This window comes from Spirosoma endbachense (assembly GCF_010233585.1).
Taxonomy (GTDB): domain Bacteria; phylum Bacteroidota; class Bacteroidia; order Cytophagales; family Spirosomataceae; genus Spirosoma; species Spirosoma endbachense.
Window position 1 is genome coordinate 1830197 of the sequence record NZ_CP045997.1, and the last position, 25658, is coordinate 1855854.

20 protein-coding genes are annotated in these 25658 nt (G+C 47.3%); 13 read left to right on the plus strand and 7 right to left on the minus strand.

Features of this window, described 5'->3' with window-relative positions; translation table 11 throughout:
- Positions 1–13: 13 nt before the first annotated feature.
- Positions 14–1222 carry an ABC transporter permease gene (locus GJR95_RS07200; protein ID WP_162385229.1) on the minus strand — a complete coding sequence of 403 codons (1209 nt, stop codon included), beginning with the start codon at positions 1220–1222 and terminating at the stop codon, positions 14–16.
- 83 nt (positions 1223–1305) lie between these two features.
- Positions 1306–1689, minus strand: a complete 384-nt coding sequence (gene rbfA, locus GJR95_RS07205) for a 30S ribosome-binding factor RbfA (RefSeq protein WP_162385230.1) — start codon at positions 1687–1689, stop codon at positions 1306–1308.
- 265 nt (positions 1690–1954) lie between these two features.
- On the opposite strand from rbfA, the gene GJR95_RS07210 reads away from it, so the two are divergent.
- The 3 genes from GJR95_RS07210 to GJR95_RS07220 all read left to right on the plus strand — a co-directional run bounded on the left by GJR95_RS07210 (position 1955) and on the right by GJR95_RS07220 (position 7490).
- Complete coding sequence (locus GJR95_RS07210) at positions 1955–3364, plus strand: hypothetical protein (RefSeq protein ID WP_162385231.1); 1410 nt, start codon at positions 1955–1957, stop codon at positions 3362–3364.
- 121 nt (positions 3365–3485) lie between these two features.
- Positions 3486–4277, plus strand: a complete 792-nt coding sequence (locus tag GJR95_RS07215; protein ID WP_162385232.1) for a queuosine precursor transporter — start codon at positions 3486–3488, stop codon at positions 4275–4277.
- Positions 4278–4520: 243 nt separating this feature from the next.
- The gene (locus tag GJR95_RS07220) at positions 4521–7490 is read left to right on the plus strand and encodes a purple acid phosphatase family protein (RefSeq protein WP_162385233.1); all 2970 of its coding nucleotides are present in this window, start codon (positions 4521–4523) and stop codon (positions 7488–7490) included.
- Between the two features lie 10 nt (positions 7491–7500).
- Here GJR95_RS07220 and GJR95_RS07225 read toward each other — a convergent pair whose 3' ends face one another.
- Positions 7501–9342: a cytochrome-c peroxidase gene (locus tag GJR95_RS07225; RefSeq protein WP_232541111.1), complete on the minus strand. Its 1842-nt coding sequence runs from the start codon at positions 9340–9342 to the stop codon at positions 7501–7503.
- Positions 9343–9456: 114 nt separating this feature from the next.
- Positions 9457–10215: a TrmH family RNA methyltransferase gene (locus GJR95_RS07230; protein ID WP_162385235.1), complete on the minus strand. Its 759-nt coding sequence runs from the start codon at positions 10213–10215 to the stop codon at positions 9457–9459.
- Here GJR95_RS07230 and tamL point away from each other — a divergent pair.
- From tamL to secG, 6 genes are all read left to right on the plus strand, one after another.
- Entirely contained in the window at positions 10214–12868 is a 2655-nt protein-coding gene (tamL, locus tag GJR95_RS07235) for a translocation and assembly module lipoprotein TamL (RefSeq protein ID WP_162385236.1), read from the plus strand. The genes GJR95_RS07230 and tamL overlap by 2 nt on opposite strands.
- A gap of 167 nt (positions 12869–13035) precedes the next feature.
- The gene (gene miaB / locus GJR95_RS07240; protein WP_162385237.1) at positions 13036–14502 is read left to right on the plus strand and encodes a tRNA (N6-isopentenyl adenosine(37)-C2)-methylthiotransferase MiaB; all 1467 of its coding nucleotides are present in this window, start codon (positions 13036–13038) and stop codon (positions 14500–14502) included.
- A 54-nt stretch (positions 14503–14556) separates the two neighbouring features.
- Positions 14557–15915 carry a sigma-54 interaction domain-containing protein gene (locus GJR95_RS07245; RefSeq protein WP_162385238.1) on the plus strand — a complete coding sequence of 453 codons (1359 nt, stop codon included), beginning with the start codon at positions 14557–14559 and terminating at the stop codon, positions 15913–15915.
- A gap of 7 nt (positions 15916–15922) precedes the next feature.
- A complete protein-coding gene (lptE, locus tag GJR95_RS07250) occupies positions 15923–16471 on the plus strand; it encodes an LPS assembly lipoprotein LptE (RefSeq protein ID WP_232541112.1) in 549 nt (182 codons plus the stop codon).
- A 145-nt stretch (positions 16472–16616) separates the two neighbouring features.
- Positions 16617–17450, plus strand: coding sequence for a hypothetical protein (locus GJR95_RS07255; protein WP_162385240.1), 834 nt, complete (start codon positions 16617–16619; stop codon positions 17448–17450).
- Positions 17451–17520: 70 nt separating this feature from the next.
- Positions 17521–17913, plus strand: a complete 393-nt coding sequence (secG, locus tag GJR95_RS07260; protein ID WP_162385241.1) for a preprotein translocase subunit SecG — start codon at positions 17521–17523, stop codon at positions 17911–17913.
- A 99-nt stretch (positions 17914–18012) separates the two neighbouring features.
- Here secG and GJR95_RS07265 read toward each other — a convergent pair whose 3' ends face one another.
- A complete protein-coding gene (locus GJR95_RS07265; protein ID WP_162385242.1) occupies positions 18013–18720 on the minus strand; it encodes a hypothetical protein in 708 nt (235 codons plus the stop codon).
- A 248-nt stretch (positions 18721–18968) separates the two neighbouring features.
- Here GJR95_RS07265 and GJR95_RS07270 point away from each other — a divergent pair, with 248 nt between their 5' ends.
- Positions 18969–19265: a co-chaperone GroES gene (locus GJR95_RS07270; RefSeq protein WP_012925587.1), complete on the plus strand. Its 297-nt coding sequence runs from the start codon at positions 18969–18971 to the stop codon at positions 19263–19265.
- 91 nt (positions 19266–19356) lie between these two features.
- Complete coding sequence (gene groL / locus GJR95_RS07275) at positions 19357–20997, plus strand: chaperonin GroEL (protein WP_162385243.1); 1641 nt, start codon at positions 19357–19359, stop codon at positions 20995–20997.
- A gap of 707 nt (positions 20998–21704) precedes the next feature.
- Here groL and GJR95_RS07280 read toward each other — a convergent pair.
- Entirely contained in the window at positions 21705–22367 is a 663-nt protein-coding gene (locus GJR95_RS07280) for an ABC transporter ATP-binding protein (protein WP_162385244.1), read from the minus strand.
- 140 nt (positions 22368–22507) lie between these two features.
- Between GJR95_RS07280 and sucC the strand changes: the two genes are divergently transcribed.
- A complete protein-coding gene (sucC, locus tag GJR95_RS07285; protein ID WP_162385245.1) occupies positions 22508–23725 on the plus strand; it encodes an ADP-forming succinate--CoA ligase subunit beta in 1218 nt (405 codons plus the stop codon).
- Positions 23726–23809: 84 nt separating this feature from the next.
- On the opposite strand, the gene GJR95_RS07290 is transcribed toward sucC, so the two are convergent.
- Positions 23810–24646 carry a M48 family metallopeptidase gene (locus GJR95_RS07290; protein WP_162385246.1) on the minus strand — a complete coding sequence of 279 codons (837 nt, stop codon included), beginning with the start codon at positions 24644–24646 and terminating at the stop codon, positions 23810–23812.
- A gap of 200 nt (positions 24647–24846) precedes the next feature.
- On the opposite strand from GJR95_RS07290, the gene GJR95_RS07295 reads away from it, so the two are divergent.
- Positions 24847–25458 carry a fumarylacetoacetate hydrolase family protein gene (locus tag GJR95_RS07295; RefSeq protein ID WP_162385247.1) on the plus strand — a complete coding sequence of 204 codons (612 nt, stop codon included), beginning with the start codon at positions 24847–24849 and terminating at the stop codon, positions 25456–25458.
- Positions 25459–25658 lie beyond the last annotated feature (200 nt).

Sequence of the window (25658 nt, forward strand, 5' to 3'; positions counted from 1 at the left end):
AATAGCGGCCTGCTTACTTCACATTAGCGGCCCGTTGAGCCGGGAACCACGACGTCAGGAAAGTTACCACAATCACCAGAACGGCGGTCATAATGATGTCACTACTGTCAAGACGAACCGGATAGGCATCGATTATCGAACTTACTGTTCCCATGCCAATGAAGCCATATTGTTCCTGCGCCAGACAGATAAAAACGCCGATTACCAATCCGGTGAAAGCACCAGTTAAGGCGATGATGGCCCCTTCGGTCAGGAAAATCCGACGCACCAGACCCGTCGTCGCACCCAGTGCATACAAAATCCGGATGTCTTCTTTCTTTTCGATGACCAGCATAGACAACGTAAAGAATATGTTGATCGACGCGACCAGAATGATAAATGACAGTGTGATAGCGACCAGCAGTTTTTCGATGCGAATCGTTCGGTAGAGATCAATATTCAGGTCATCACGGCTCTGTACGATCAGCTTATCACCGACAACATCCTGCAACGCCTGTTTTGCTGCGTTCTCATCCGTACCGGGCTTCAGTTGAATTTCAAGGCTGGTGGCTTCATTAGGATTATAGCCAAATAACGTCCGTGCTACAGTTGCCGGAACAAGCACGAAGTTATCGTACTTGGACTCGATAAAAAACACGCCTGAAACTGTCAATGATTCCCGATTGAACGCATTGGGATTAAGTACACTGAACGATTGATCACTTTGCGGATACAAAATCTCCAGTGGGGTAAGGATATCGACCACCGAAATGCTCAGGTCATTCCGGACTCCATCGGCAACAATGGCATAGTTTACACCCCGATCGCGTAGCCGCAATTTACCTTCGAGCAGGGCCGAGTCGAGTTGCTTTCGTTGTAAGTAACTATCATCAACGCCTTTAAGCCGCACAACTGTTTCGCCATTCGCATAGCGGGCCAGCGCATTATCCTGCACTACAGCTGTTAAGAGGTTTACACCAGCAGTCTGGTGCAGGCGCGTGAGCAGTTCGGGTGATGCCATGAACCGTTTACCCTGCTTAGGCAAAACGGTCATATCAGCCTCAAAGGTTTTAAAAATCTGCCTGTTCAGTTCATCCATCCCGTTGAAGACTGACAAGACAACTACCAATGCCATCGTTCCAACACCTACGCCAAGCATAGACAGAATCGATAGCCAGCTAATAAAACTGCGTTTCTTCCGGGAGAAAAAATACCGTCGGGCAATCCAGGTCGGGAGGTTCATATACTAATTATGAATGACTGAATGCGTGTATGAGCGAGTACTTCTGACTGTGTTACTCGCTCATGCACGCATTCACGATTCGCCTATTCGGCATCGTCTTCGTCCTCCTCAGGTGCGGGAGGAATTTCGAGACCAGCGAAGAGTTTGTCCATTTTGTCGGCATATTCGGCCGTGTCGTCCAGAAAGAAATGGAGCTCAGGAACGATCCGGAGTTGGTGCCGAACCCGGTCGCCGAGGTGCTGCCGGAGTACTTTTCCTTTCTCCTGAATATTTTCCAGAAGCATTTCTTTATTCTTGGTAGCCAGAAAGCTCAGGTATACACGGGCTACGCTCAGATCGGGCGACACGCGCACGCTGGTGACCGTAATAAACGCCCCGTTGAATAAATGCGGCACTTCGCGCTGAAAAATTTCACTTAAATCTTTCTGCAACTGCCGGGCTACTTTTTGTTGTCGTTTCGATTCCATAATATCTTACCTGGGTAACAAGTTGATTGGAAAGTTGATTGACTGGTTATTCCGCTCGCCAGAGGCCCCGATGCCTGTTTATTGACTAACGATCTGGCACCCCTAATTAATTACCCATCTGCAAATATCTGCACCTTTTTCGGTTCTGCCGAAATTGACCGTAAATTCGCAGTAGCAGTTAGCCAGTAGATGTGCCAAAAAGTTAAAATGATTGACGGGCTCGTCTACTTATCTAACCTACCAACATTCTGAATAGACAACTGTTTTGTTACGTTTTTTCCGCTCTTATTACCCCTATCAATACGCAAGCCTGCTTGGGTTGCTGCTGTTGATTCGTCTGCCGCTCTTACTGCATCCGTTTCCAATGTTGATTCCAGAACTGAACTGGATGCTGGTGGGAGAGCAGATGAGTGAGGGTCATCTGCTCTATCGCGATATCTGGGACAGCATCAGCCCACTATCGGCTGTGGTTTACTGGGGTTTACACACACTGTTCGGCCGTTCGACGCTGGTGCTTCATATTGCAGCTACTGTCGTTTCCGTCTTTCAGATCGTTTATTTTAATTACCTGACCAACAACCGCGATGTGTATCCCGATCGATCGTTCTGGCCAGGCTTGATATACATGCTGTTTCTGCATCTGTCCTTCGACTGCCTGACACTCTCGCCGGTGCTGATGTCTACGAGTTTTTTATTGCTGGCCTTCGGAACGCTCATCAAACAGATGGAACGCCGGGGCGCTACCGATGAGGTATTTGAAGTTGGTTTCTACATTGGTATCGCGGCCTTGTTTTATCTGCCCTCTGCTTTATTTATCATCTGGGCAACGTTATCGCTTCTTTTTTATACCGGAACAAGCTTTCGCCAACACTCCCTGTCACTTTTCGGTTTTCTGTTTCCAATTGCCGCCACCGTCCTGTTTTATTACCTGAACAACAGTCTGGACGATTTTAACCGCAATCTACTGGCCTCTGTCTTTCGGGTACGGCAATATTCACTGTCTGATTTTCAATCACTTGTTGCGTCCTTATTGATACCGCTGGGTCTGGGTGTGTTGGGCTTTTTAAGTTTATTCAGAAGTTCGAGTCGATACGTAAACTTTCAGCAGCGGGTTCAGCAGATTATGATGATCTGGTTTGTTACTGCCGTGCTTACGATTGCGCTGGTTCCTTTTCTGGCTCCCATGTCTTTTCTGAGCTTCGTGCCGCCAATGGCCTATTTCACCTTGTATTATTTTGAAAATTTCCGAAAAGGATGGCTGGCTGAACTAGGCTTTTCAATTGCCTTCGGACTGATTCTGCTGCTATTTTATCAGGGACTTCTGGGGCTGATTCCGGGTTCGGATCTGGGCCGATTAAGTAGCTTGCAGGTGCAATCGTCTCCCCTTCCTGACAACATCCGGGATCGGCACATTCTGATTATTGGTGAAGATTTAAGCGCCTACCGGCTAAATCGTCCGGCCACGCCTTATCTTAATTGGGATTTAGCGAAATACGATCTTAAAAATCTGGATAATTACGAAGCCGTTATCAACGTATTTGATCACTTCCGGAAAGATCCGCCCGATTATATTATTGATCGGGAAAATGTAGTTGACAAATTATTTCAACGGGCTCCAGCCCTGGCTGCGTGGTATGAAAAAACGGCAACAACAGGCGTGTACAAGCGAAAATGAGTAAAAAAGTGTAGATTATGTTTCAGCGTTCAGGGCCGATGGCATTCTTAGCCAGACCAGTATTGCCCGACCTGTTCATAAACTACAAATCGAATAGTAAAACCGTAAACCAGGAAATCACATGCCTTCCCTCTCTTTTACAAATAAACGCACCAACCTGTATATTTTTCTGAGCGCAATTTTCCTGACCAACGCGCTGGTTGCCGAAATAATCGGTGTCAAAATTTTCTCGGTTGAAACGCTGCTTGGCACCAAACCGGCGCAGATTCATTTATTCGGGGATTTTATTCTGGACTTCAACCTTACGGCTGGTGCGGTTATCTGGCCATTTGTGTTTATTACGTCTGATATTATCAATGAATATTTTGGCAAATCCGGTGTCCGACGCATTTCTTTTCTAACGGCTGGTTTCGTAGGCTATAGCTTTCTAATTATTTATGCCGTCACGAACCTACCTCCGGCGCAGTTCTGGCTCGATGTTAATGCCAAAGATGCAGCGGGTAATTCCATCAATATCGATAATGCATTCCAGATGATTTTCCGCCAGGGGCTGGGTATTATTATCGGCTCACTGACTGCTTTTCTGGTAGGCCAGATTCTGGATGTCTATGTGTTTCACTCCCTACGCAAGATCACGGGTAGCCAAAAAATCTGGCTCCGGGCGACTGGTTCAACCCTCGTTTCGCAATTAGTAGATTCGTTTGTCGTGTTGGGAATCGCTTTCTATGTCTTCGGCAACTGGTCTTTAACGCAGGTGTTGGCGGTGGGCATAATTAATTACATGTACAAAGCCACATCAGCCATCGTGCTTACCCCATTGCTGTATGTAGCTCACTATTTTATTGATCGTTACCTCGGGAAAGAACACGCCGAAGAACTGGCAAATGAGTCAGCGATGAGTTCGTTTATGTAATCAATCATTCAAGCCTCATATATAGCAAAAATACTCAATCATCTCAAAATTGACTGAGTATTTTTGCTATATATGATTATTTATTCCTATTTTTTATAAAAAAAGTAATATTATTATAGTTAGTATTGTAAAGTTTATAGTACATTCATACCATGCTAGATAGCCATGCACTTGTTGATTATTGGAGCCAGATCAATAGTAACATAGACTTTAGCTAGTTAACTTTATAGTCACTACTAACTAATGAAAACTGCTATAGTTTGGGGATTATTCGTGTTGGTCTGGCAGTCGGCAATGGCCCAAACCTCCACAACACTGGTAGCTTCCGGAGCTACCTGGCGCTATTCCGACAAAGGGTCAACCCCACCAAGCCAAACTGTCGGACCAATAACCTACACCTGGAAAGACCTTGGCTACGATGACTCAAGTCCTACGTCCTGGTCAGCGGGTGCTTCTGAACTCGGCTATGGCGACGGCGACGAATCAACAGTAGTCAGTTTTGGCCCTAGTTCTACGAATAAATTCATCACCACCTATTTTCGAAAGACCGTCAATGACTTCGCCGTACTAACGCGTTTCCGCTATAAAATTCGCTACGAACGCGATGATGGTATTATTATTTATGTGAATGGCGTCGAAGTTCGCCGGGATGGAATGCCTTCGGGTACGATCACGAATACAACTTCGTCGACGCTTAACGTTGAAGATCCGCCCAATACCTTTTATGAATTTTACCTGCCTAACGGAACCCTCCAATCCGGCAATAATGTGATAGCCGCCGAAATTCATCAGATTGGGCTCACCAGTTCCGATATTTCGTTCGATCTCGAACTTATTGCCGAAACAAACACCAATACGCTGGCGGCCACGGCATTACCGATCACGTCGACAACAACCAGCAACTGGAAATACGTCGATAATGGCATCGATCGGGGAAGCACCTGGCGGGCACTGGGGTTCGATGATTCGTACTGGCAGCAAACGAACATAGGTACAGTAAGCCGGGGGCGTATGGGTTATGGCGAAAGCGACGATCCGAACACGTCTACGTTCGATCCGGCCAGCAGTAATCCGTTTAATGCGAACTCGTATACGAATTACGTCAGTTTCGGAACCAGCCCGACCAATAAATTCATTACCACCTATTTTCGCAAAAAAGTCAACATTCCTAACGTGGCGGCCAATCCGGGTTATGAGCTGCGATTTATGCGCGATGACGGCATTGTGATTTTCATTAACGGCACCGAACTCCCACGCGATGTCAACGGCAACAACAATAACATGCCTTCCGGTCCGGCTTCCTTTACGACTCCGGCATCTTCGTCGATCGATGCAGCCAATGAGAAAGTCTGGTCTGCCTGGCAACCCGTTAGCACTACCCTACTCCAGAATGGCGATAACATCATTGCGGTCGAGGTTCATCAGATTGGGCTCACCAGTTCCGATATAACTTTCAACCTCGAAATGCGCGTGCAGGGTGCTCCCGTGGTTACGCGCGGTCCCTACCTCCAGCTTGGTACTCAAACAGCAGCAACCATCCGGTGGCGCACCGATGTACCAATCATCGGGCAGGTTACCTATGGACTATCGACAACAAGCCTAACAGGGGTTGCCAGCGAGACGGCAAGTTCGACGGAACATGAAATCAGGCTTACGGGTCTAACGCCCGATACTCAATATTTCTATAGCGTCGGCACCACTACGCTTGTCGTGCCGGGTGCGGCCGACAGCTATTTTCTGACAGCTCCGCCCGGCACAACCAAACGAAAAATCCGTATTGCTACCTTCGGCGATTGCGGGAATAATATAGTCGACAATAACCAGACGAAGGTCCGGGATGGTTTTCTGTCGTTTCGGGGTTCAACACCCACCGACCTGTTGATGCTCACCGGCGATAACTCCTACGATGGTGACGATTCACAATATCAGACTAATTTTTTTGAACCGTATCAGGTAACTACGCTATTAAAGAATTCAATGATTTATGCTATTACCGGCAACCATGATTACAATAACAACACAACGCTGGCAGCCAATCATAACATACCTTATTTCTCGATTTTCAATTTGCCAACCAATGCCGAGGCCGGTGGCGTAGCCTCCGGTACCGAAGAATGGTATTCGTTCGATTATGGCCCAATTCATTTTGTGATGCTGGATGGCTACGGAACCCGAAATGTAAATGGGATGGACATCCGGTTTTATTCAGACACGATCAATCACCCTCAGTCAATCTGGTTAAAGCAGGACCTGGCTGCCACGACCAAAAAATGGAAGATCGTCTATCTGCATTTTCCCCCATATTCGCAGGGGTCGCACAATTCCGAAACCGAATCGGACCTCATTGCCGTTCGGCAACGAATTAATCCTATACTCGAACGCTTCGGTGTTGATCTGGTCATGCTTGGGCATAGTCATGTCTATGAGCGATCGTATCCGATTCATGATCAGACCGGCCCCATGAGCGATTTCACAAATAATCCATCTGCTTACCGATATCCAGAAGACAATAGCTCCGGGCGTTACGATGGGTCGGCGAATTCCTGCCTTTATAAAAACACATCGGAGAAGAAAAAACAGGGAACGGTTTATGTCGTATCAGGATCGGCAGGAGCACTGGAACATAATGCTTCACTCGGTAACCACCCGGTGATGGTTTCTACGCAAAAGCTGATTGGCGGCTCGTTTTTCATGGAAGTAGAAGACAATCGACTGGATGCTAAATTCCTGGAGAACAAATCACCTTCCTCCTATACGATTACGGACCAGTTTACAATCATGAAGGATGTAGACCTGACCCAATCGCTGACCATCACCAATGGGCAGTCTACCACACTGTCGGCATCGTTCATCAGTGATTATCAATGGAGCAATCCGAACAACGGTGGTTTCACAGCATCGACCCGTTCGGTAGTGATTACACCCACTACCAGCGCAACCTATGTTGTCCGGGATAGTAAAAACTGCCTGCAGGACGTATTTAAAATTCAGGTCAGTGGGTCTGGGTCAATGTTTACATTAAAAACCGGCAACTGGAATGACCCAACGGTATGGTCAGCGAATAGGGTTCCAGTCAGTACCGATGTGTTGCAAATAAAGCACCTGGTGCTCATTCCGGCCAGCTTTGTCGGGTATGCGCTTCGAATTGGTCTTGACCTTGGCATCAAACTGCAATACGGTGCTAATGCTCAACTTCGGCTGGCAACACCCTAGGGTACTGTAGTCAATATCGGCCACCGGGTTTGCGCCTGTTCCAGGCCTGGTGGCCTTCAACCACCGGTAATTGTCGTGGGCGGTGGGTATATCCCGTAGTATCAGTCAGAGCGTTCAGAAAAGTGACCAATGCGTTTTGCTCCTGTAAATTCAGATCAAGCGGAGTGCCGGGCAATGTCTGGCCATCCAGTTGGATGCCGATACCCCTACCTCCCCCCCGATTGTAAAAATCAACAACCTGAGCCAGCGTCCGATATGAGCCATTGTGCATATAAGGGGCCGTAAGCGCAACATTGCGTACGGTTGGTGTCTTAAAGGCAAACCGTTGCAGCTCTTTCTGGTACGCATTAAATTTCCCGGGATCGCGATCAAGTTTTGCCTTTCGGATTTTTCGCCTACGGGGTACACCAATCAGCTCACTTTCCACTTTTTCGTAATGGGGTGGCACGAATCCATTATAAATCGGGAAGAAATGACAGGTGGCACAGCGCGCTTTCCCTAAAAATAAGTTGAAACCTAGTTGCTCATCAGCCGACAACAGGACGTTTTCTCCTTTCAGATAACGATCAGGGCGAGCGTTAAGGCTCGTCAGACTACGAACATAACAGGCCAGTGAATTACGAACATTCCGGGCCGTCAGACCATCGCCAAAGGCGTCGCTAAACCACGTTCTATATTGTTTACTCGCCGAGAGTTTTTGGATGACCTCCTCGGGCGAAGTGCGCATCTCGTGCGTATTTTTTAATACATCATGGACCTGATCTTCCAGATAAAGGGCTCTGGAATCATAAAACTGAGCCTTTTGCAAACCCGCATTAAGCAATGTAGGTGCGTTACGATCGACCCGCTTCCGGCTGCCAAAAGCCCGGCTTTTTGTCAGCCCATCGGTAAATGCCCGTTCAGGACGATGACATGACGCACAACTTCGGGCATTGTTCCCGGACAGAAGGGGATCGAAAAACAAGATTTTTCCTAAGGCAATTTTCCGGGGTGAACTAATAAACTCACTATAGGTAGTCAGGTAATCGGGACGAAATGCACCCGAATCTGATAGCGTCGCAATCAGAGGTGACAGGAAACGACCGCTGGCCGATACTGGAATCGAAAGCGATTGCCTTGCCTCACCTAACGCCCGACAAAGTGGATAAACTTGTTCACGAATAAACGACACCCGATCAAACTCATCAAAACTGGTTGCTGAACGAAGCAACCGAATCGCTGCTATCCATCGTTGCTCCAATGCCGAAGCGGTGGCTTCAGGTAACCGTCTGGAATAGGGTATGAACGCGTCGTGAAGAGCACTAAGCGACACGGCCGCTTCGGCTAGACCGCTCCTGGATTCGGGCGCATCATAACCCGTAATACCCAAGGCCACTATCCGAAATAGTTGCTGCCGCATGGCATCCAGAATATCACCATCCGTTAGTCGGTCGGCGGGTATGCTTTGCTCCAATCGAACTGCATAGGAAAGGAGCACGGTCAACTCACGTAGCAGCGTGGTTTTTTGCGCACGATCTGAAACTGGAAACAAATAGGTCTCTATCACTTGCAGACCCGTGGGCGGAGTTGTATGTTGCCCCGGTTCATCTTCTTCTACCTCCACCACCGGTGGACCATTTACGCGTGTCGCCATATACGGCTGGTAGTATTCCAGCAGCCATTCAACCCGCTTATATCCTTCGCGACTTCGCCGAAAAGCGGCCCTGATCGAATCAGCTGGAGCATCTGTTGCGACTAGATCTATTAGCTGCTGTAAATTCTGTTGAAGCCGGTTTTTATCGGCCACAAACTGGCGAAAAACCGGTTGATCAGCCGGAGTAGCTGGCCTGGGCGACACTGCCGTAGCGAACATCAAACAGACAAGAAGACTTAACAGCCGAACCATTTAGCGCCCCATTTCATAATAATACCATTTTATAATGGTATTATACATTTTTTTTAGGACAATTGCTAGTATCAGGCTGTATTACGTTAAATTACCTGTACGGCGCCAGTTATCCAGCAACACGGCTGTAGCAATGCCAACATTCAGCGACTCTGCTCCTCCATAACTTGGGATCGTTACACGTTTTATCACAAACGGTTCTACAGCCGGTCCAATTCCATTCGATTCATTGCCCATAACCAGATAGCCCGACGTTCCGAAGGGCAGTGTATGCACATCTTCCCCGTTTAGAAAAGCACCATAAACAGCAACCCCATCGCCCAACTGGCTTAAAAACTGAGCGACATCACCATACCACCAGTTTACGCGCGTAAATGAGCCTTTGCTAGCCGAAATTACTTTGGGATTATAGACATCGGCAGTAGTTTCGGAGCACAAAATCTTCCGGACACCGTACCAGTCTGCAATGCGGAGAATGGTCCCCAGATTGCCAGGATCGCGGATATCATCTAAAATCAGGGCTATTTCGTCAGGACCAGCCAATAGCGGCAGGTTTTCTTTCGTTCTGACAACAGCCAGAGCCGCGTTGTTACTCTCCAGCGTACCAATCCGCTCCAGGTCGGCCACAGACGCGATTTCGACAGGAGTTCGTTGGCGGTCTGTTAGCCGAGTGTTTTCTTTGTAGAATGCTTCAGTTGCCACAAGCATTTCGATCTGAAAATCGGATTGAAAAACTTCCTGTACACTCTTGGCACCTTCAACCAAAAAGGCACCATGCTGCTGACGGTACTTTTTCTGATGCAGTGACTGAATATATTTGATCTGATTCCTGGAAAGCATGATTTTTATAAAGAATAATGTACGATCCGGCGTTCCGGAATGGGTACTGAATAATAGAAGGCACCAACGTCGCCTGACTCATTATTCACTACTCATTATTCATTGTACATTAATTCTAAGTTTGTCTGGTTGTTTGAGTTCCAAACGATTACAGGGCGATAAATACATACTTACGGCTCAAACGGTGAAGGGCAATCGCACAATCACCAGTGAACAGCTCGAAAGTCTGATTCCCCAAAAGCCCAATCGCCGGATACTTGGTTTACCGATCACACCGCCACTCTGGTTTTATCAGCTTGGTCTCCGCAAATATAACCGCGATGCCGTATTACGTGAGCTGGAGGCCAAAACTAACGAATTTGAACAGCAAAGTCAGCAACTGGCCAATCAGCCCAAGGCGTTGAAGAAACTGAACCGGCGATTTAGTAAGCAGGCCAAAAAGTTACGTCAGGAAGCCGAAGAGGGGAACTGGCTCATGCGTAATCTTGGTGAACCTCCTTCCTACTTTACCCAAGGCGACGCGCAAACGAATTCGGCAAAGATGCAGAAATACCTGTCGGACAAGGGATTCTTCCACGCCCGAACAGCGTATAAGCTCGACACCCTTCGCCGACGCCAGATCCGGGTAAACTACCAGATTACCGAAAATGCCGGGTTTTATCTACGGAATATCAAGTACGAAATTGCCGATGCGCGCGTCGACTCTCTTATTCGCAATTCGCTCATCGTATCGAAACTTAAAGCAGGGGAGCGATTTGATCTCGACAATATATCGGGCGAGAAAATCCGCATTGAATCCTTGTTACGCGATCAGGGGTATTACACCTTCTCGCGGCAGTATATTCCCGTAACCGATCTGGATACCACTCGTCGTGGTGTTGAGCGACTTCCTGATGCCGATACGTTACACCGCCCTATTGATGTGTACCTACAGATTCTGAATCCACCGGGTCGATCCGAGCACCCAATCTACCGAATCGGCGATGTTGAAGTTCGGATCAGTCCCGATGAACTCCAGCCCGCCATCATTCCTACCGGGCTGGATACGGTCAGGCGAAATGGTATTACTTATTTGTTAGGAGGCCGAAATATCTCCTCCCGGCTTCTGGACAGTAAAATACGTACTCGTCCTGGTGCCCTTTATAGTCAGACGAATTACCGCGAGACGCAGCGTTCCCTGTTTTTACTCAATCAATTCAAATTCGTCAATCTTAACTTCATCGATACCACCAATCGACGGTTGCGAACGCTCATAACCGCCACGCCCTTAGACAAATACGAAGCCACAGCCGAAAGTGGGTTCACCGTTCTTTATCAGGGTCAAAGCTATCCGGGTGGGTTCGGCAACCTGACGTTTCGGGTACGCAATCTGTTTGGTGGCCTGGAAACCTTTGAAACCAGCCTTCGGTACGGATTTGAAGCCCAGACGGGTTTTGCCACGGAAACGAAAGCAAAAAGCGTCTACTCCGCTCAGGAACTAGGGGTGTCCAGTTCGTTTACGTTTCCGCAGATCCTATTTCCTAGCCGATTACGGTTTAGATTTACCCCGTATAACCCTCGTACACAGATCAGTTTAGGCTTCTCCAACACGATTCGACCCGATTACCGCCGTTCTACCCTGAGGGCTACTACTGCTTACAACTGGCAGAGTTCACCCACAACACAATTTAACTTTTACATTGCAGACATAAACCTGATCAATGCGGGGAACGGAACTGACTCAGAGATCAGTACTACGTTTCAAAAACAACTTGATTCATTGATTGAACAGGGTAGTACGATCTATCTCGGTTTCCGTCGATCGTTTGCATCAGGCATCAGTTTTGGTTATACCTATAATACCAATACGACTGGCCAGAATCGACGAGCTAGCTTCTTTCGTGCGGTAGTTGAATCGGGAGGAACTACGTTGAACTTCTTTCCGGATACCCAACTGCGCAAGTTTTTCAATACAACGGATTCGACTGGTCTCCAGTATTACAAATACCTGCGGTTCAATGTCGACTACCGGCGTTACATCCCATTAAATATCCACACGAGCCTGGCCTTTCGGATCAATACGGGTCTGGTCTATGGCTATGGGTCGAACCGTACGGCGCCCTATGAAAAATTGTTTTTTGCGGGGGGTAGCAACAGCATACGAGCCTGGCTTCCGCGTCGGTTGGGGCCTGGCTCGGAGTGGCCACAACGCTCCTCGACGAATCCAAACGCACCCGGCCTGAATCCAGATTATCCGGAGCAGTTTCTGTATACGTTTGAGAAGCCCGGTGATATGATTATTGAAGGTTCCGTTGAATTGCGTGGTCGTTTATTCCATTTGCTGGCCGATATAAACGGCGCTTTTTTTATCGATGCGGGTAATGTCTGGACGCTCCGCGATATTCCCAAACGAAATGGTGAAAACTTCAGGCTCGATACATTTTTTCCCCAAATTGCCGTCGGAACCGGCGTCGGAATCCGGTTTGATTTTTCGTTTTTTGTCATTCGTTTAGACGGTGGTATCAAAGTCTGGGACCCGGCCAGGCAGTATTTCAAGGAAAGTGAAGGGAAATTTGTAGACGAACGGTTCATCCTGCCTAAGTTCTCGCTCAAACAACTCTCCAGTGGCCCCAATCCGCTGGTCATCAATTTTGGGATTGGTTATCCCTTCTAATGACCATCTATACCGGTTTAAGAGAATTTAACGCCCGAATCCTGCCAAAATGACAGCATCTTTGTGCCATTCTTCGTAATTTTGTGTTCCAGTTGATAAGCCTGATCGAATCCAGTAGCCTGTTCTGGTAAGGACTGGCTTATCAATACCTTGATTCATTGACGATTATGACGCTCATTCCTGAATTAACGATATTACAACCTGCCGATAAGGAAGCAATTGACCTGCCCCGTACTTCAGAAGAAGAATTGGCGGTAGGCAAAAAACGCCTGTATATCGAAAGCTACGGCTGCCAGATGAACTTCGCCGATAGCGAGATTGTGGCGGCTGTTATGCGGAATGCAGGTTTTGCTACAACTTCTTCCGCCGAAGATGCCGATGTTATTTTTCTGAATACCTGTGCTATTCGGGAAAATGCCGAACAAAAAGTCCGGAATCGGCTCAAACACCTAACGGGGCTCAAGCGTCAGAAACCCGAACTGCTGGTTGGTATGCTTGGCTGCATGGCTGAACGCCTGAAAACCAAACTCTTGGAAGAAGAGAAAGTCGTTGATATTGTGGCTGGGCCCGATGCCTACCGCGATATTCCGAAACTGGTTGAGGAAGCTGAATCGGGCCAGAAAGCAGTTAACGTTTTTCTTTCCCGCGAAGAAACCTACGCCGATATTGCACCCATTCGACTAAACTCCAATGGCGTTACTGCGTTCGTTTCCATCATGCGGGGCTGCGACAACATGTGCAGTTTCTGCGTCGTACCGTTCACACGCGGTCGCGAACGCAGCCGCGACCCCTATAGCATCGTTCGTGAAGCGCAGGACCTTTTCGACAAAGGGTACCGTGAAGTGACCTTGCTGGGCCAAAATGTGGATAGCTACAAATGGCAGGGAACAGAAAGCACTGAGCAGGGACAGCCCGACGTTGCGAATTCTGTTCCTAACCCTGAGCCGGTTGTTACCTTTGCCAACCTCCTCGAAAGGGTGGCTCGCATTCATCCGGACCTGCGTGTGCGTTTTTCAACGTCGCATCCCAAAGACATTACGGATGACGTGCTACACACCATGGCGAAGTTCGACAACATCTGCAAATACATTCACCTGCCAGCCCAGAGTGGTAACAGCCGGGTACTGAAGCTGATGAACCGTACCTATGACCGCCCCTGGTACATTGGAAAAATTGACCGTATCCGCGAGATTCTGGGTGAAGATTGCGGCATCTCGACCGATATGATTTCGGGCTTCTGTACTGAAACGGAAGAAGAACATCAGGAATCCCTGTCCTTGATGGACTATGTTCATTACGATTACGCCTACATGTTCGCCTATTCGGAACGGCCGGGTACCCTGGCTGCTAAAAAATACGCCGATGACATTCCGGAAGACATAAAAAAACGGCGACTGAATGAAATCATAGCCCGGCAACTGGAACATTCTGCGGAACGCAATCAGCGCCATATCGGGCAGGTACAGCGGGTTTTAATCGAGGGAACATCCAAACGCTCCGACGATTTCCTTTGCGGCCGTAATGACCAGAACAAAATGGTCGTTTTTCCAAAAGGAGACTTTCAGAAAGGCCAGTATGTCAATGTGCTGGTAACCGAATGCACATCGGCTACGCTACGGGGTGAAGTAGTGTAAGTTTTCAGTGCCTGCCCCGATGAGGAAGCCCACTGAAAACTGAAAACTTTTTTTATGAACAATCAAGAAATTCAGAGCGTTAAACAACGCTTCGGTATAATCGGTAATGCGCCTGCTCTTAACTACGCCATCAACGTAGCTATGCAGGTTTCCGCTACTGACCTCACTGTACTCATTACCGGCGAAAGTGGTAGTGGCAAGGAATCGTTTTCTAAAATTATCCATAGCCTGAGTGCCCGAAAACATGGCCAATTTATTGCCATCAACTGCGGGGCTATTCCAGAAGGTACGATTGATTCGGAGTTGTTTGGTCACGAAAAAGGCTCATTTACCGGGGCTGTCGATTCGCGCAAGGGCTATTTTGAGACAACGAATGGTGGGACTATTTTTCTGGATGAGATTGGCGAAATGCCACTTGGCACCCAGGCACGTTTGCTACGGGTGCTGGAAAATGGGGAATTTATCCGGGTAGGTTCCTCTAAAACCCAGAAAACCGATGTGCGCGTTGTAGCGGCAACAAACGTGAATCTGATGGACGCCGTCGACAAAGGTAAATTTCGGGAAGATCTGTACTACCGGCTCAATACGGTTCCAATTTACGTTCCGCCCCTACGCGAGCGCGGCACCGATATCGAACTCCTGTTTCGTAAGTTCACAACTGATTTTGCCGAGCGTTACCGGATCAAACCGCTTCAATTGACGGAAACGGCCAGACAATTACTGATGAGTTATCCATTTCCGGGTAATATTCGCCAGTTAAAGAACATTGCCGAGCAGGTGTCTATTCTCGAATCGGAGCAGAACAAGCCCATTGAAGCCGACACGCTGGCCAAATACCTGCCCCAACAACAGCCTACTAACCGAACGCTGGCCCTATTTTCCCAATCGCACGGGAGTGCCAATGGCGAAAATTTTTCGGAGCGCGAGCTGCTTTACAAGGTTCTATTCGATATGCGTCGGGATGTGAACGACCTCAAAAAACTGGTTCGCGATGTGTTAGGTAACGAACAGGATGGCCGACAGATCCTGAACAATCATAAAGATCTCTTCGATTCGATTCAACCTGACAGTGATCATTATCCGCAGGGCGATACCAATGTAACCCGCTTTCTCCCAGCCATTAATGGTTCAGGGCGCTCCGAAACTCCGCCACCTTCCGAAACATATGGTAGTCATCCGCCCGTACAGATTTTCGATGATGTCGATCAGGACATCAACGACGTAACGGTGGAGGATGTAACCCACGAAACCGAAGAAGATGATTCGCTTTCACTTGAACGCCAGGAGAAAGAAATGATTCTCAAGGCTTTACGGAGAAATAACAATAAGCGTAAATACGCAGCTCAGGCACTTGGTATCTCCGAACGGACGTTATACCGGAAAATTAAGCAGTATGAAATTGATGAAGAATAGGCTTTTCATGAATCATGTTAAATGGATGCTCAATAATGGATGGCGGCAAAGTGACTCACTACCTGCCGCCTTATTGATTCTTGCCTGTTCCTTGATTATTGAGTCTTGCGGGGTATATTCCTTTACGGGTACGACTTTGTCGCCAGACATTAAGAGTGTAACGGTCAATAATTTCGTGCTTGCAACGGCGGGCGGACCAGCCAACCTGCCGCTGACATTCAATGAAAAACTGAAAGAATATTATCAACGATACACCAGTCTGAAGGTTGTCCCCAATAACGGAGACATGGTACTTGAGGGCAATATCACCGGGTATGACCTACTGGCCGTTGCCCCAACAGCGCAGGACCAGGCAGGCGTTAACCGACTGCAAATCACCGTACTAGCTCGTTTTTATAATAATAAAGATGAGAGTAAAAATTTCGAGCAGTCTTTTTCATTTTACCAGGATTTTCCTCAGAACCAAACACTTAGCCAGAATGAAAGCCGCCTTGTGCCCAAAATTCTGGATCAGATCGTATTAGATATTTTCAATAAGACGGCTGCCGACTGGTAAGCATTGATGGGCATCAAAAATTATAAATGAGGAGTTATGAAGAATAAAAGCCGTAAAATTTTACTCATTCATAATTTACAATTCCTGGTTTATAATTCACCATTCATCAGTACCTTCGGCCAACAGAATTGCGACACCCCAACCCATGCTGGCGCTCGATAAAGAAACATTTTCGTACTGGGTCACCCATCCGGATGATCTAAGTTCAACTGACTTTGTACAATTGCAGGAAAGCCTGCAAGCTTACCCTTACTGCCAGGCCTTGCATACACTGACGGCCAAGGCCGCTTCTGTCCACCTCAAAGGGCAGACAGTTCCGTTCATTAGACAGGCAGCTGCTCATGCCCTCAGCCGAAACGCATTGCGTAAGTTGATTGATAATGAGTTTCAATGGTCTGAAAACCTCTTAACGAAACTTAATGAGTTATCAGCCAAGCATGTTCCCATTCCTGATGACTATCAGCACGAGAGTTATGCCCTGTTCAAATCGAAGGCTGGTTTAAGCAATGGCTTTCCAAAATTGCCGTTGATACGACTGCCCGAACCAACGCGGTTAGAGCATAAGGAAACCATACCAACACCTGAAGACCCAACGCTGGCCGAAACGAATCTGCAAAATGAACTTGCCCAGATTGCAGAAACGACACCACCAGAGCCGACTCTCTCTCCGGCTGATATTGAACGTAAGCGTCAGTTTGACCTTATCGAGGACTTTATCAAGAAAGAACCCCGCATTTCGCCCGTACGTACGAAACTTGGTGAGCCAACCGAGCAGGAAGACCTGACCAAGCGAAATAAAGCCGTTGGTGGTAATCTGGTGACCGAGAGTTTAGCTAAAATTCTGACCAAACAGGGTAAGATTGAAAAGGCTCGCGAAGTCTACGAGAAGCTGATGGTGAAAAATCCAGAGAAAAAAGCGTACTTTGCGGCAAAAATCAGTGAATTATCGAGTGCGGCCAGCGAATCGAGCGAATCTTGAAACCACTCAGCTTTACTGAAATAACTCTTTACTGATAAACGCACCGGCGTACCGGTGATAACTAAAATTCATGGTAACGGTAACTATTGTCATCACGTGCATTCTCACCGTCTTGTTGATTTTGATTGTGCTCATTCAAAACTCTAAGGGCGGTGGACTAGCCGGCGAATTTGGCGGACTAGGGTCCAATCAACTTATGGGTGTCAAGAAAACAACCGACCTGCTGGAACAAATTACCTGGGGTCTTGGCATCGGCGTAATGGTCTTATCGCTGGTTTCTTACATCCTGATCGACCGCAATCAGGTTTCTGGTGTTAATAGTATTAACGTAGATCGCGCACAAACGCAAACCCTACCGGGTGCGGCTGCGCCAACACCTGCGGCTGGTGCAGCCCCAAGCCAGGCTGTTCCGGGAGCGGCAACCCCAGGCGCATCAACCTCAGCCCTGACACCCCAGAAATAGGCTAAAGTCCATCAGGCATCAAAAAAAGGCTCCGGTTCGAACCGGAGCCTTTTTTTGATGCCTGATATCGATTACTCTGCGCCGAAACAGCCTGTATTCTTAAGCTACTGCTTTTACAAGTAGTTGTTGCGCAATGGGTAAGAGGGTCTCTTCAACGGGATAAGCATCCTGACTTTCTAACATGAACGTTGCCGGATTAGGCATATGTCGATGCCGACGAATCAGGTCAAGTTTAATATTCTCAACGGTATTCACAAAACTTTTACGGACAGCCTCTACAAACTGCAACCGAACTAATCGCCCACCAGGCTCCTGTTCCGAATACAGTGTCAGGCAAAAGTAATAGACCTGTGTTTCGGCCTGGCTCTTTGCCTGAATCAGCAAATAGCCTTCTTCGGGTCGCAATGGTAACAGGCCAACCGGAGCAAGCGTTACTGAACTGGCGATATCTGCCCATCGCTGCTGCCCTTCTGTCAGCATAGACTGAAATCGTGGCAGAGCAAAATTCATAATTGTATCTAATTCAGCCATAAATTCGTCGTCCGTTACCTCAGATTTATACTCGATTCGGGGTGGTGGGCCAGTAACTCTTTCTGCACGCTTGGGAAACGCAGCATTTAACGTACCTTTGCCCCTCGAAAAGCGAACACCAGCCTCGTAATGATTCCGTAAATCGGGTAAATCGGGGTAAAGTTTGTTTTCAGTGAAGTTTTGCCGGACAGCTTGTAAGTATGCCATCAAGACATATTTCTGGTACTCGGCATCAAGCCAATTTTGCGTAAACCAGTCAGACTGTAATTTTTTCATAGACTTACTAACGCACTTTAGTCAGCTTATTGGTTGCTCAAAATAGCGAATAGGTAGCAAAAAACCAAATTCTGTTTGCCTGAATCGTGTTTTATGAGAAGGAATTGTAAAGAAACCAGTAAATGGCAGTCTGTCAGTCTTAAGCCTGAAAATTTGACAGTCTATCGGGTTGGCACAAAAATTGGCAGTCGGTGAACGACGTGTAATGCATTGCACAACTAGTTAATAACCTTAATCAACTCATTATCATGGTAGCAGAAACGGAAAGCGTTAAAGTGAACGTGAAACCGCTGGCTGACCGGGTGCTGGTAGAAGCAGCTCCGGCCGAAGAAAAAACCTCGTTCGGGATCATTATTCCTGATACGGCAAAGGAAAAACCCCAGCGCGGAACAGTCGTAGCCGTTGGTGCGGGCAAGAAAGATGAACCCCTAACGGTTCAGGTGGGCGATACGGTACTGTATGGCAAATATGCTGGTACAGAAATCACCGTTGATGGCAAAGAGTACCTCATCATGCGCGAATCGGACATTTTCGCAATCCTGTAAATCAATGAATAATGTACAATGCACAATGAAGTGAACGCTTCTGCATTGCACATTGTCCATTTTTCATTTTACATTCTACATTTTCAAAAAAATGGCTAAGAAAATTTTCTTCGATACCGAAGCCCGTGAACGTATTAAAAAGGGTGTTGATACCCTGGCCGACGCGGTTAAAGTTACCCTCGGTCCTAAAGGCCGGAACGTTATTCTGGATAAAAAATTCGGCTCGCCTGTTATCACCAAAGATGGTGTAACGGTTGCCAAAGAAATTGAGCTGAAAGATGCCATGGAAAACATGGGTGCTCAGCTGGTGAAAGAAGTAGCTTCGAAAACTGCTGATTCAGCAGGTGACGGTACAACAACTGCCACTGTTTTAGCCCAAGCGATCTACTCGATCGGTGCCAAGAACGTAGCAGCGGGTGCTAACCCAATGGACCTGAAGCGTGGCATCGAAAAGGCGGTATTAGCCGTTGTTGCTAATCTGACCGAACAGGCGCAGACAGTTGGTGACGATTTCGGTAAAATCGAACAAGTAGCTACCATTTCGGCTAACCATGACGAAGAGATCGGTAAAATGATCGCTGAGGCCATGAAAAAAGTCGGTAAAGAAGGCGTTATTACGGTAGAAGAAGCTCGCGGAACAGAAACGGAAGTAAAAACCGTAGAAGGTATGCAGTTCGACCGTGGTTACCTGTCCCCTTACTTCGTGACGAATACGGAGAAAATGGAAGCTGAACTGGATCGTCCGTTCATCCTGATCTCTGAGAAGAAAGTATCGTCGATGAAAGAACTGCTGCCAGTTCTGGAGCAAGTTGCTCAAACCGGCCGGCCGTTGCTGATCATCGCTGAAGATGTTGATGGTGAAGCGCTGGCTACACTGGTTGTCAACAAAATCCGGGGTGCCTTGAAAGTTGCCGCCGTGAAAGCTCCAGGCTTTGGCGATCGCCGTAAGGCTATGCTGGAAGACATTGCTATCCTGACGGGTGGCCAGGTTATCAGCGAAGAACGCGGTTTCAAACTCGAAAACGCAACGATCGATTACTTAGGTCAGGCTGAAAAAATTCTTATTGACAAAGACAACACGACCATCGTGAACGGTGTCGGTCAGAAAGAAGATATCGCCGGTCGTGTGAATCAAATCAAAGCCCAAATTGAAAACACGACATCAGATTACGACCGCGAGAAATTGCAGGAGCGTCTGGCCAAACTGTCGGGTGGTGTGGCTATCCTCTACATCGGTGCTGCTACCGAAGTAGAAATGAAAGAAAAGAAAGATCGCGTTGACGATGCGTTGCATGCAACCCGTGCAGCCGTTGAAGAAGGTATCGTAACGGGTGGCGGTATTGCCCTGATCCGTGCGATCTCGTCACTTGACGCTATCAAACCAATCAACGAAGACGAAAAAACGGGTATCAATATCATCCGGGTAGCCCTCGAATCACCTTTACGTACGATTGTTGCCAATGCCGGTGGCGAAGGTTCAGTGATCGTAAACAAAGTGAAAGATGGCCAGGGTGGCTTCGGTTACAACGCGAAGAACGATACGTTCGAAGATCTGTTCGCAGCGGGAATCATCGATCCGAAAAAAGTAACCCGTCTTGCTCTGGAAAACGCAGCGTCAATTGCAGGTCTGTTGCTGACAACGGAATGCGTTATTGCTGACGAGCCAGAAGAAGCTCCTGCCGGTGGCGGTGCAGGTATGCACGGCGGTGGCGGCATGGGCGGCATGATGTAATATCGCTTGATTCCCTTAGTAAAAAGAAGCGACTCTGATCGATTGATCAGAGTCGCTTCTTTTTTGTCAATCTATCTAGTTTTCTAATGGGAGTCTGATCCGATAAAAACCTGAAATCTAATCGGTTTATGTATCCCCAAATCTAATCTATAGGTATGTTACTGGTATATAAACAAAAAAGCCAAGCGAGACACTCTCTTGGCTTTCTGATTTACTCAACGTTATGAAAAACTTTTCTTTTCGACACAATTATAAAACAAAAATAAAAAAGATTCATTCTTTTTTATAAAATAATTTTTCAACCAAATCCTATTTCCCTAATAATCAATAACTTAACTTAATTAGTCGGTCTTTTTTTAAGTATAAATACTTCGTTATTTATACTAATTTTTCAGCAAAACAGCTTTCAATACACCGTCATTACTGGCTTAATTTGGCGCTTTATAAGGTAAGTCAGGATTGGTTTATCAGTAGTTCAGTACGTTTCTATTCCATCTATAATGCCCGTTTCGAACAGTTTGGCCTAAGCTTAACGGATAACCTACGGAACAGCAAATGAGCTAGTTTGGAAGCCAGGGTCAGCATCATTAATAAATAATTATTTATCATTTAGCGACATTAACAACAAAAACACCATCGTTACTTGTCTAGGCCAAAGGCCTATTGTCGTTAACGTAATTAGATCAGTCGAAATGACACAATGAGAATTAGACAAACACGACCCCATCCCGAATTACCAGTTTTCGGTCGGCAAGGTCTGCCAGGTGTTCATTATGAGTGACAATGACAAACGTCTGCCCGAAATCATCACGAAGCTGAAAGAAAAGCTGGTGCAGGTCTTCAGCATTACGTGAATCGAGATTTCCGCTAGGTTCGTCAGCGAATACAATGGCCGGTTGATTAATCAGCGCCCGCGCCACAGCGACCCGCTGTTGTTCACCTCCCGACATCTGCGAAGGAAAATGAGTTGCCCGGTCGCGCAAGCCAAGCTTCTCTAATAATTCAGTAGCCCGCTGTCGAACAGCCCCCTCCTCTTTTCCAGAAATAAAGCCCGGTAAGCATACATTTTCAAGTGCTGTAAACTCAGGCAACAGGTTATTGAACTGAAATACAAACCCAATTCGCTCATTCCGGAACTGAGCTAATTGCCGATCGCTTAATGAAAATACGTTTTGCCCAGCGATATGTAGCTCACCGGCATCCGGTCGATCCAGGGTGCCAAGAATCTGGAGCAATGTTGTTTTACCAGCACCGGATGCACCCACAATCGATACGATTTCGCCTGGTTCAATGCTTACGTCGATTCCTTTCAGAACCGGCAGATTGCCATAGTTCCGACGGATATTAGAGGTCTTAAGAAGAGACTGCATTCAGAGTAAAAAATGAAGAGTGAAGAACGAAGAATGAAGAATCAGGAGTAATTATTCATCGCTCATCATTCTTCATTCTTCATTTCCTGCTAACTTGCCGCACAAAAATACGATTTCCAATTCTCCTTGTTGCAGTTGCCATGAATATACACGAGTATCAGGGTAAAGAAATTCTGAAAAAGTACGGTGTCCGGATTCAGGAAGGCATCGTGGCTGAGTCGCCCGAGAAGGCCGTTGAAGCCGCCAAACAGATTATGGCGCAGTCCGGCTCAAAATTCGTTGTCGTAAAATCGCAGATTCACGCTGGTGGCCGCGGCAAGGGCAAAATTGTCGGTACTGAACAGCGTGGTGTAGCCCTGGCTAAATCGGCTGACGAAGTTCGCGACATTGCCAAAAACCTCATCGGTAATGTGCTTGTAACGCACCAGACTGGTCCAGAAGGCAAAAAAGTCAACAAAGTACTCGTAGCTCAGGACGTTTTCTATCCCGGCGCAACGGAACCGAAAGAGATGTATATCAGCATCCTGCTCGACCGTACGAAAGCCTGCAATGTCATTATGGCCAGCACCGAAGGTGGCATGGACATTGAAGAAGTTGCGGAAAAAACACCCGAAAAAATCGTAAAAGAGTGGATCGACCCATCTGTAGGCTTGCAGCCCTTCCAGGCTCGTAAAGTTGCATTCGGATTAGGGCTGGAAGGTGAAGCCTTCAAAGAAATGGTGAAATTCGTGACGGCGCTCTACAAAGCGTACGTTGATACGGATGCCTCCATGTTCGAGATCAATCCGGTTCTTAAAACGTCGGATAACAAGATTCTGGCCGTTGACGCGAAAGTAAATCTGGACGACAATGCGCTCTATCGGCATCCCGACCTGAAATCGATGCGTGATCTGGCCGAAGAAGATCCGCTGGAAGTAGAAGCGTCTGCCAGCGACCTCAACTACGTTAAACTCGACGGTAATGTAGGTTGTATGGTCAATGGCGCTGGTCTGGCTATGGCCACGATGGATATCATTAAACTTTCGGGTGGCGAGCCTGCCAACTTCCTTGATGTTGGGGGTGGAGCGAATGCCAAAACGGTTGAAGCAGGTTTCCGGATTATTCTGAAAGACCCGAATGTTAAAGCTATTCTGATCAACATCTTTGGTGGTATTGTTCGTTGCGACCGCGTGGCAACGGGTGTCGTTGAAGCCTACAAAGCTATCGGTGATATTCCGGTACCAATTATCGTGCGGCTCCAGGGAACCAACGCAGAAGAAGGAGCCAAGATCATTGACGAATCAGGGCTTAAAGTACAATCGGCCGTATTACTGAAAGAAGCGGCTGAAAAAGTTCGGCAGGTCGTTGAAGCACTTTAATAGCTTCGACAACAGGCTCTGTCGAATTTAGAACAATAGAAAAAGCCGGGACGAGGTCCCGGCTTTTTCTATTTCGTTAACACATTAGCTATTCCGCCGGGACCCATTATAATATTTTTGGGCATCAGGAAGTAGTTTTTGCAGATCAGCAATCCGGCGTTGATCGGATGGGTGATCTGACATAAACTCGGCGGGCGCTTTTCCCCCACTCGCTTTAGCCATCCGTTGCCAGAATGTAATCGCTTCGGCAGGATCATAACCAGCCATTGCCATAAAAATCAGGCCAAGATGATCGGCCTCCGATTCCTGTTTGCGACTGTGGGGTAATCCTACTCCATACTGATAAGCAAGCGGTCCTACCACGCCGAAAGCCTGTTGAAATATTGCCTGGGTCTGAGCACTTCGGGCCGATGTTGCAATACCCGTTGCGGCCTGACCAGCCTGCAACAACCCGTTTGCAACGAGGCCCTCGCTCATCCGCTCGTTACCATGCTCGGCAATGGCGTGCGATACTTCATGACCAAGTACAGTGGCTAATCCAGCTTCGTTCTGCGTATAGGGCAAAATACCGGAATACACAACGATCTTTCCGCCGGGCATACACCAGGCATTGACCTGATTGCTTTGCACCAGATGGTATTCCCATTTGAACCCCTCCAGCCGTTTGGCGTAGCCATTTTCGTTCATGTACTTTTCTACAGCTCCCCGAATCCGATCACCGACCCGGCTTACCATTGCTGCATCGCCACTACTGCTAACCACCTTACTTGTATCCAGAAACTGTTTATATTGTGTAAAGCTCATGGTAAGCATGTCATTGTTTGGCACCAATATGAGTTGCTTTCGTCCGGTTAAAGGCACTTTCTCGCAAGCCGTAAAAGCGAAAGCTAGTGCGAACATCATTATTATGACTTTTTTCATCTTTTTGCGTTTTTGTTCTGAATGGTCTTCTGACGTTATATGACCCGGAACGGATCAGATTTGTTCAAATATTTACCGATGGGTGCGGTCTACCCCTGTTTAGTCCTTAGATTTGTAGCTTTCAGAATAGTTTAATAAAACCCGGATAGGCACTTTTGTGTCATATCCACACAAACTCGGGCTGATATCCGTGTTCTACTATGAAAATTATTGCCGTTGGCCGCAACTACGCCGAACATATTAAAGAATTAAACAACGAACAGCCCGACGATCCGGTCATCTTTTTGAAACCTGAAACGGCTATTCCCCTCAAAAATGAACCGTTCTTTTATCCCAGCTTCTCGCAGGACGTTCATTACGAGGTTGAGATTCTGGTAAAAATCAATCGGGTTGGCAAAAATATCGAAGAGAAGTTCGCGCACAAGTATTACGACGAAATCGGTATTGGTATTGACTTCACAGCCCGAGACGTACAGAGCCGATTAAAGGCAAAAGGACTACCCTGGGAATTAGCCAAAGGATTCAATGGCTCTGCTCCTATTTCTCCGTTCGTTCCGAAGACCAATTTCCCGGATTTACAAAATCTGAACTTCAGACTGGACATAAACGGAGAAACCCGGCAGTTGGGCAACACGAGCCTGATGCTCTTCAAGATCGATTACCTGATCTCGTTCGTATCGCAGTATTTTTTACTGCAGCAAGGTGATGTTATTTTCACAGGAACGCCCAAAGGCGTTGGCCCGGTACAGATTGGTGATCGACTAACGGCCTACATCGAAGATCGGAAAATGCTGGAGGTTGATGTAAAATAAGCGACTTTTTGCCATCAGCAACACCCGAACCGGCGTCTTTCACAACGACGGCAATCCGGTTTCGGTGGAGCGAAAGAAAGGCAAAAGTCTTCGATATTTTTGATTTGAAACGAGTACAAACTTATAGTTTTCTGGCAGCGCTGATTACGGCTGGAATGGCCTTTGGTCAGACCGGTCCGGACTCATCAAAGACGCCACAG

Coding starts and splice junctions, on each gene's coding strand:
- GJR95_RS07265 (WP_162385242.1), bottom strand. CDS start 18,720: ATGAAAAAATTACAGTCTGACTGGTTTACGCAAAATTGGCTTGATGCC.
- GJR95_RS07220 (WP_162385233.1), top strand. CDS start 4,521: ATGAAAACTGCTATAGTTTGGGGATTATTCGTGTTGGTCTGGCAGTCG.
- secG (WP_162385241.1), top strand. CDS start 17,521: ATGGTAACGGTAACTATTGTCATCACGTGCATTCTCACCGTCTTGTTG.
- GJR95_RS07290 (WP_162385246.1), bottom strand. CDS start 24,646: ATGAAAAAAGTCATAATAATGATGTTCGCACTAGCTTTCGCTTTTACG.
- GJR95_RS07215 (WP_162385232.1), top strand. CDS start 3,486: ATGCCTTCCCTCTCTTTTACAAATAAACGCACCAACCTGTATATTTTT.
- sucC (WP_162385245.1), top strand. CDS start 22,508: ATGAATATACACGAGTATCAGGGTAAAGAAATTCTGAAAAAGTACGGT.
- GJR95_RS07280 (WP_162385244.1), bottom strand. CDS start 22,367: ATGCAGTCTCTTCTTAAGACCTCTAATATCCGTCGGAACTATGGCAAT.
- GJR95_RS07225 (WP_232541111.1), bottom strand. CDS start 9,342: ATGTTCGCTACGGCAGTGTCGCCCAGGCCAGCTACTCCGGCTGATCAA.
- GJR95_RS07230 (WP_162385235.1), bottom strand. CDS start 10,215: ATGCTTTCCAGGAATCAGATCAAATATATTCAGTCACTGCATCAGAAA.
- GJR95_RS07295 (WP_162385247.1), top strand. CDS start 24,847: ATGAAAATTATTGCCGTTGGCCGCAACTACGCCGAACATATTAAAGAA.
- groL (WP_162385243.1), top strand. CDS start 19,357: ATGGCTAAGAAAATTTTCTTCGATACCGAAGCCCGTGAACGTATTAAA.
- GJR95_RS07200 (WP_162385229.1), bottom strand. CDS start 1,222: ATGAACCTCCCGACCTGGATTGCCCGACGGTATTTTTTCTCCCGGAAG.
- rbfA (WP_162385230.1), bottom strand. CDS start 1,689: ATGGAATCGAAACGACAACAAAAAGTAGCCCGGCAGTTGCAGAAAGAT.
- GJR95_RS07270 (WP_012925587.1), top strand. CDS start 18,969: ATGGTAGCAGAAACGGAAAGCGTTAAAGTGAACGTGAAACCGCTGGCT.
- GJR95_RS07245 (WP_162385238.1), top strand. CDS start 14,557: ATGAACAATCAAGAAATTCAGAGCGTTAAACAACGCTTCGGTATAATC.
- GJR95_RS07255 (WP_162385240.1), top strand. CDS start 16,617: ATGCTGGCGCTCGATAAAGAAACATTTTCGTACTGGGTCACCCATCCG.
- miaB (WP_162385237.1), top strand. CDS start 13,036: ATGACGCTCATTCCTGAATTAACGATATTACAACCTGCCGATAAGGAA.
- lptE (WP_232541112.1), top strand. CDS start 15,923: ATGAATCATGTTAAATGGATGCTCAATAATGGATGGCGGCAAAGTGAC.
- tamL (WP_162385236.1), top strand. CDS start 10,214: ATGATTTTTATAAAGAATAATGTACGATCCGGCGTTCCGGAATGGGTA.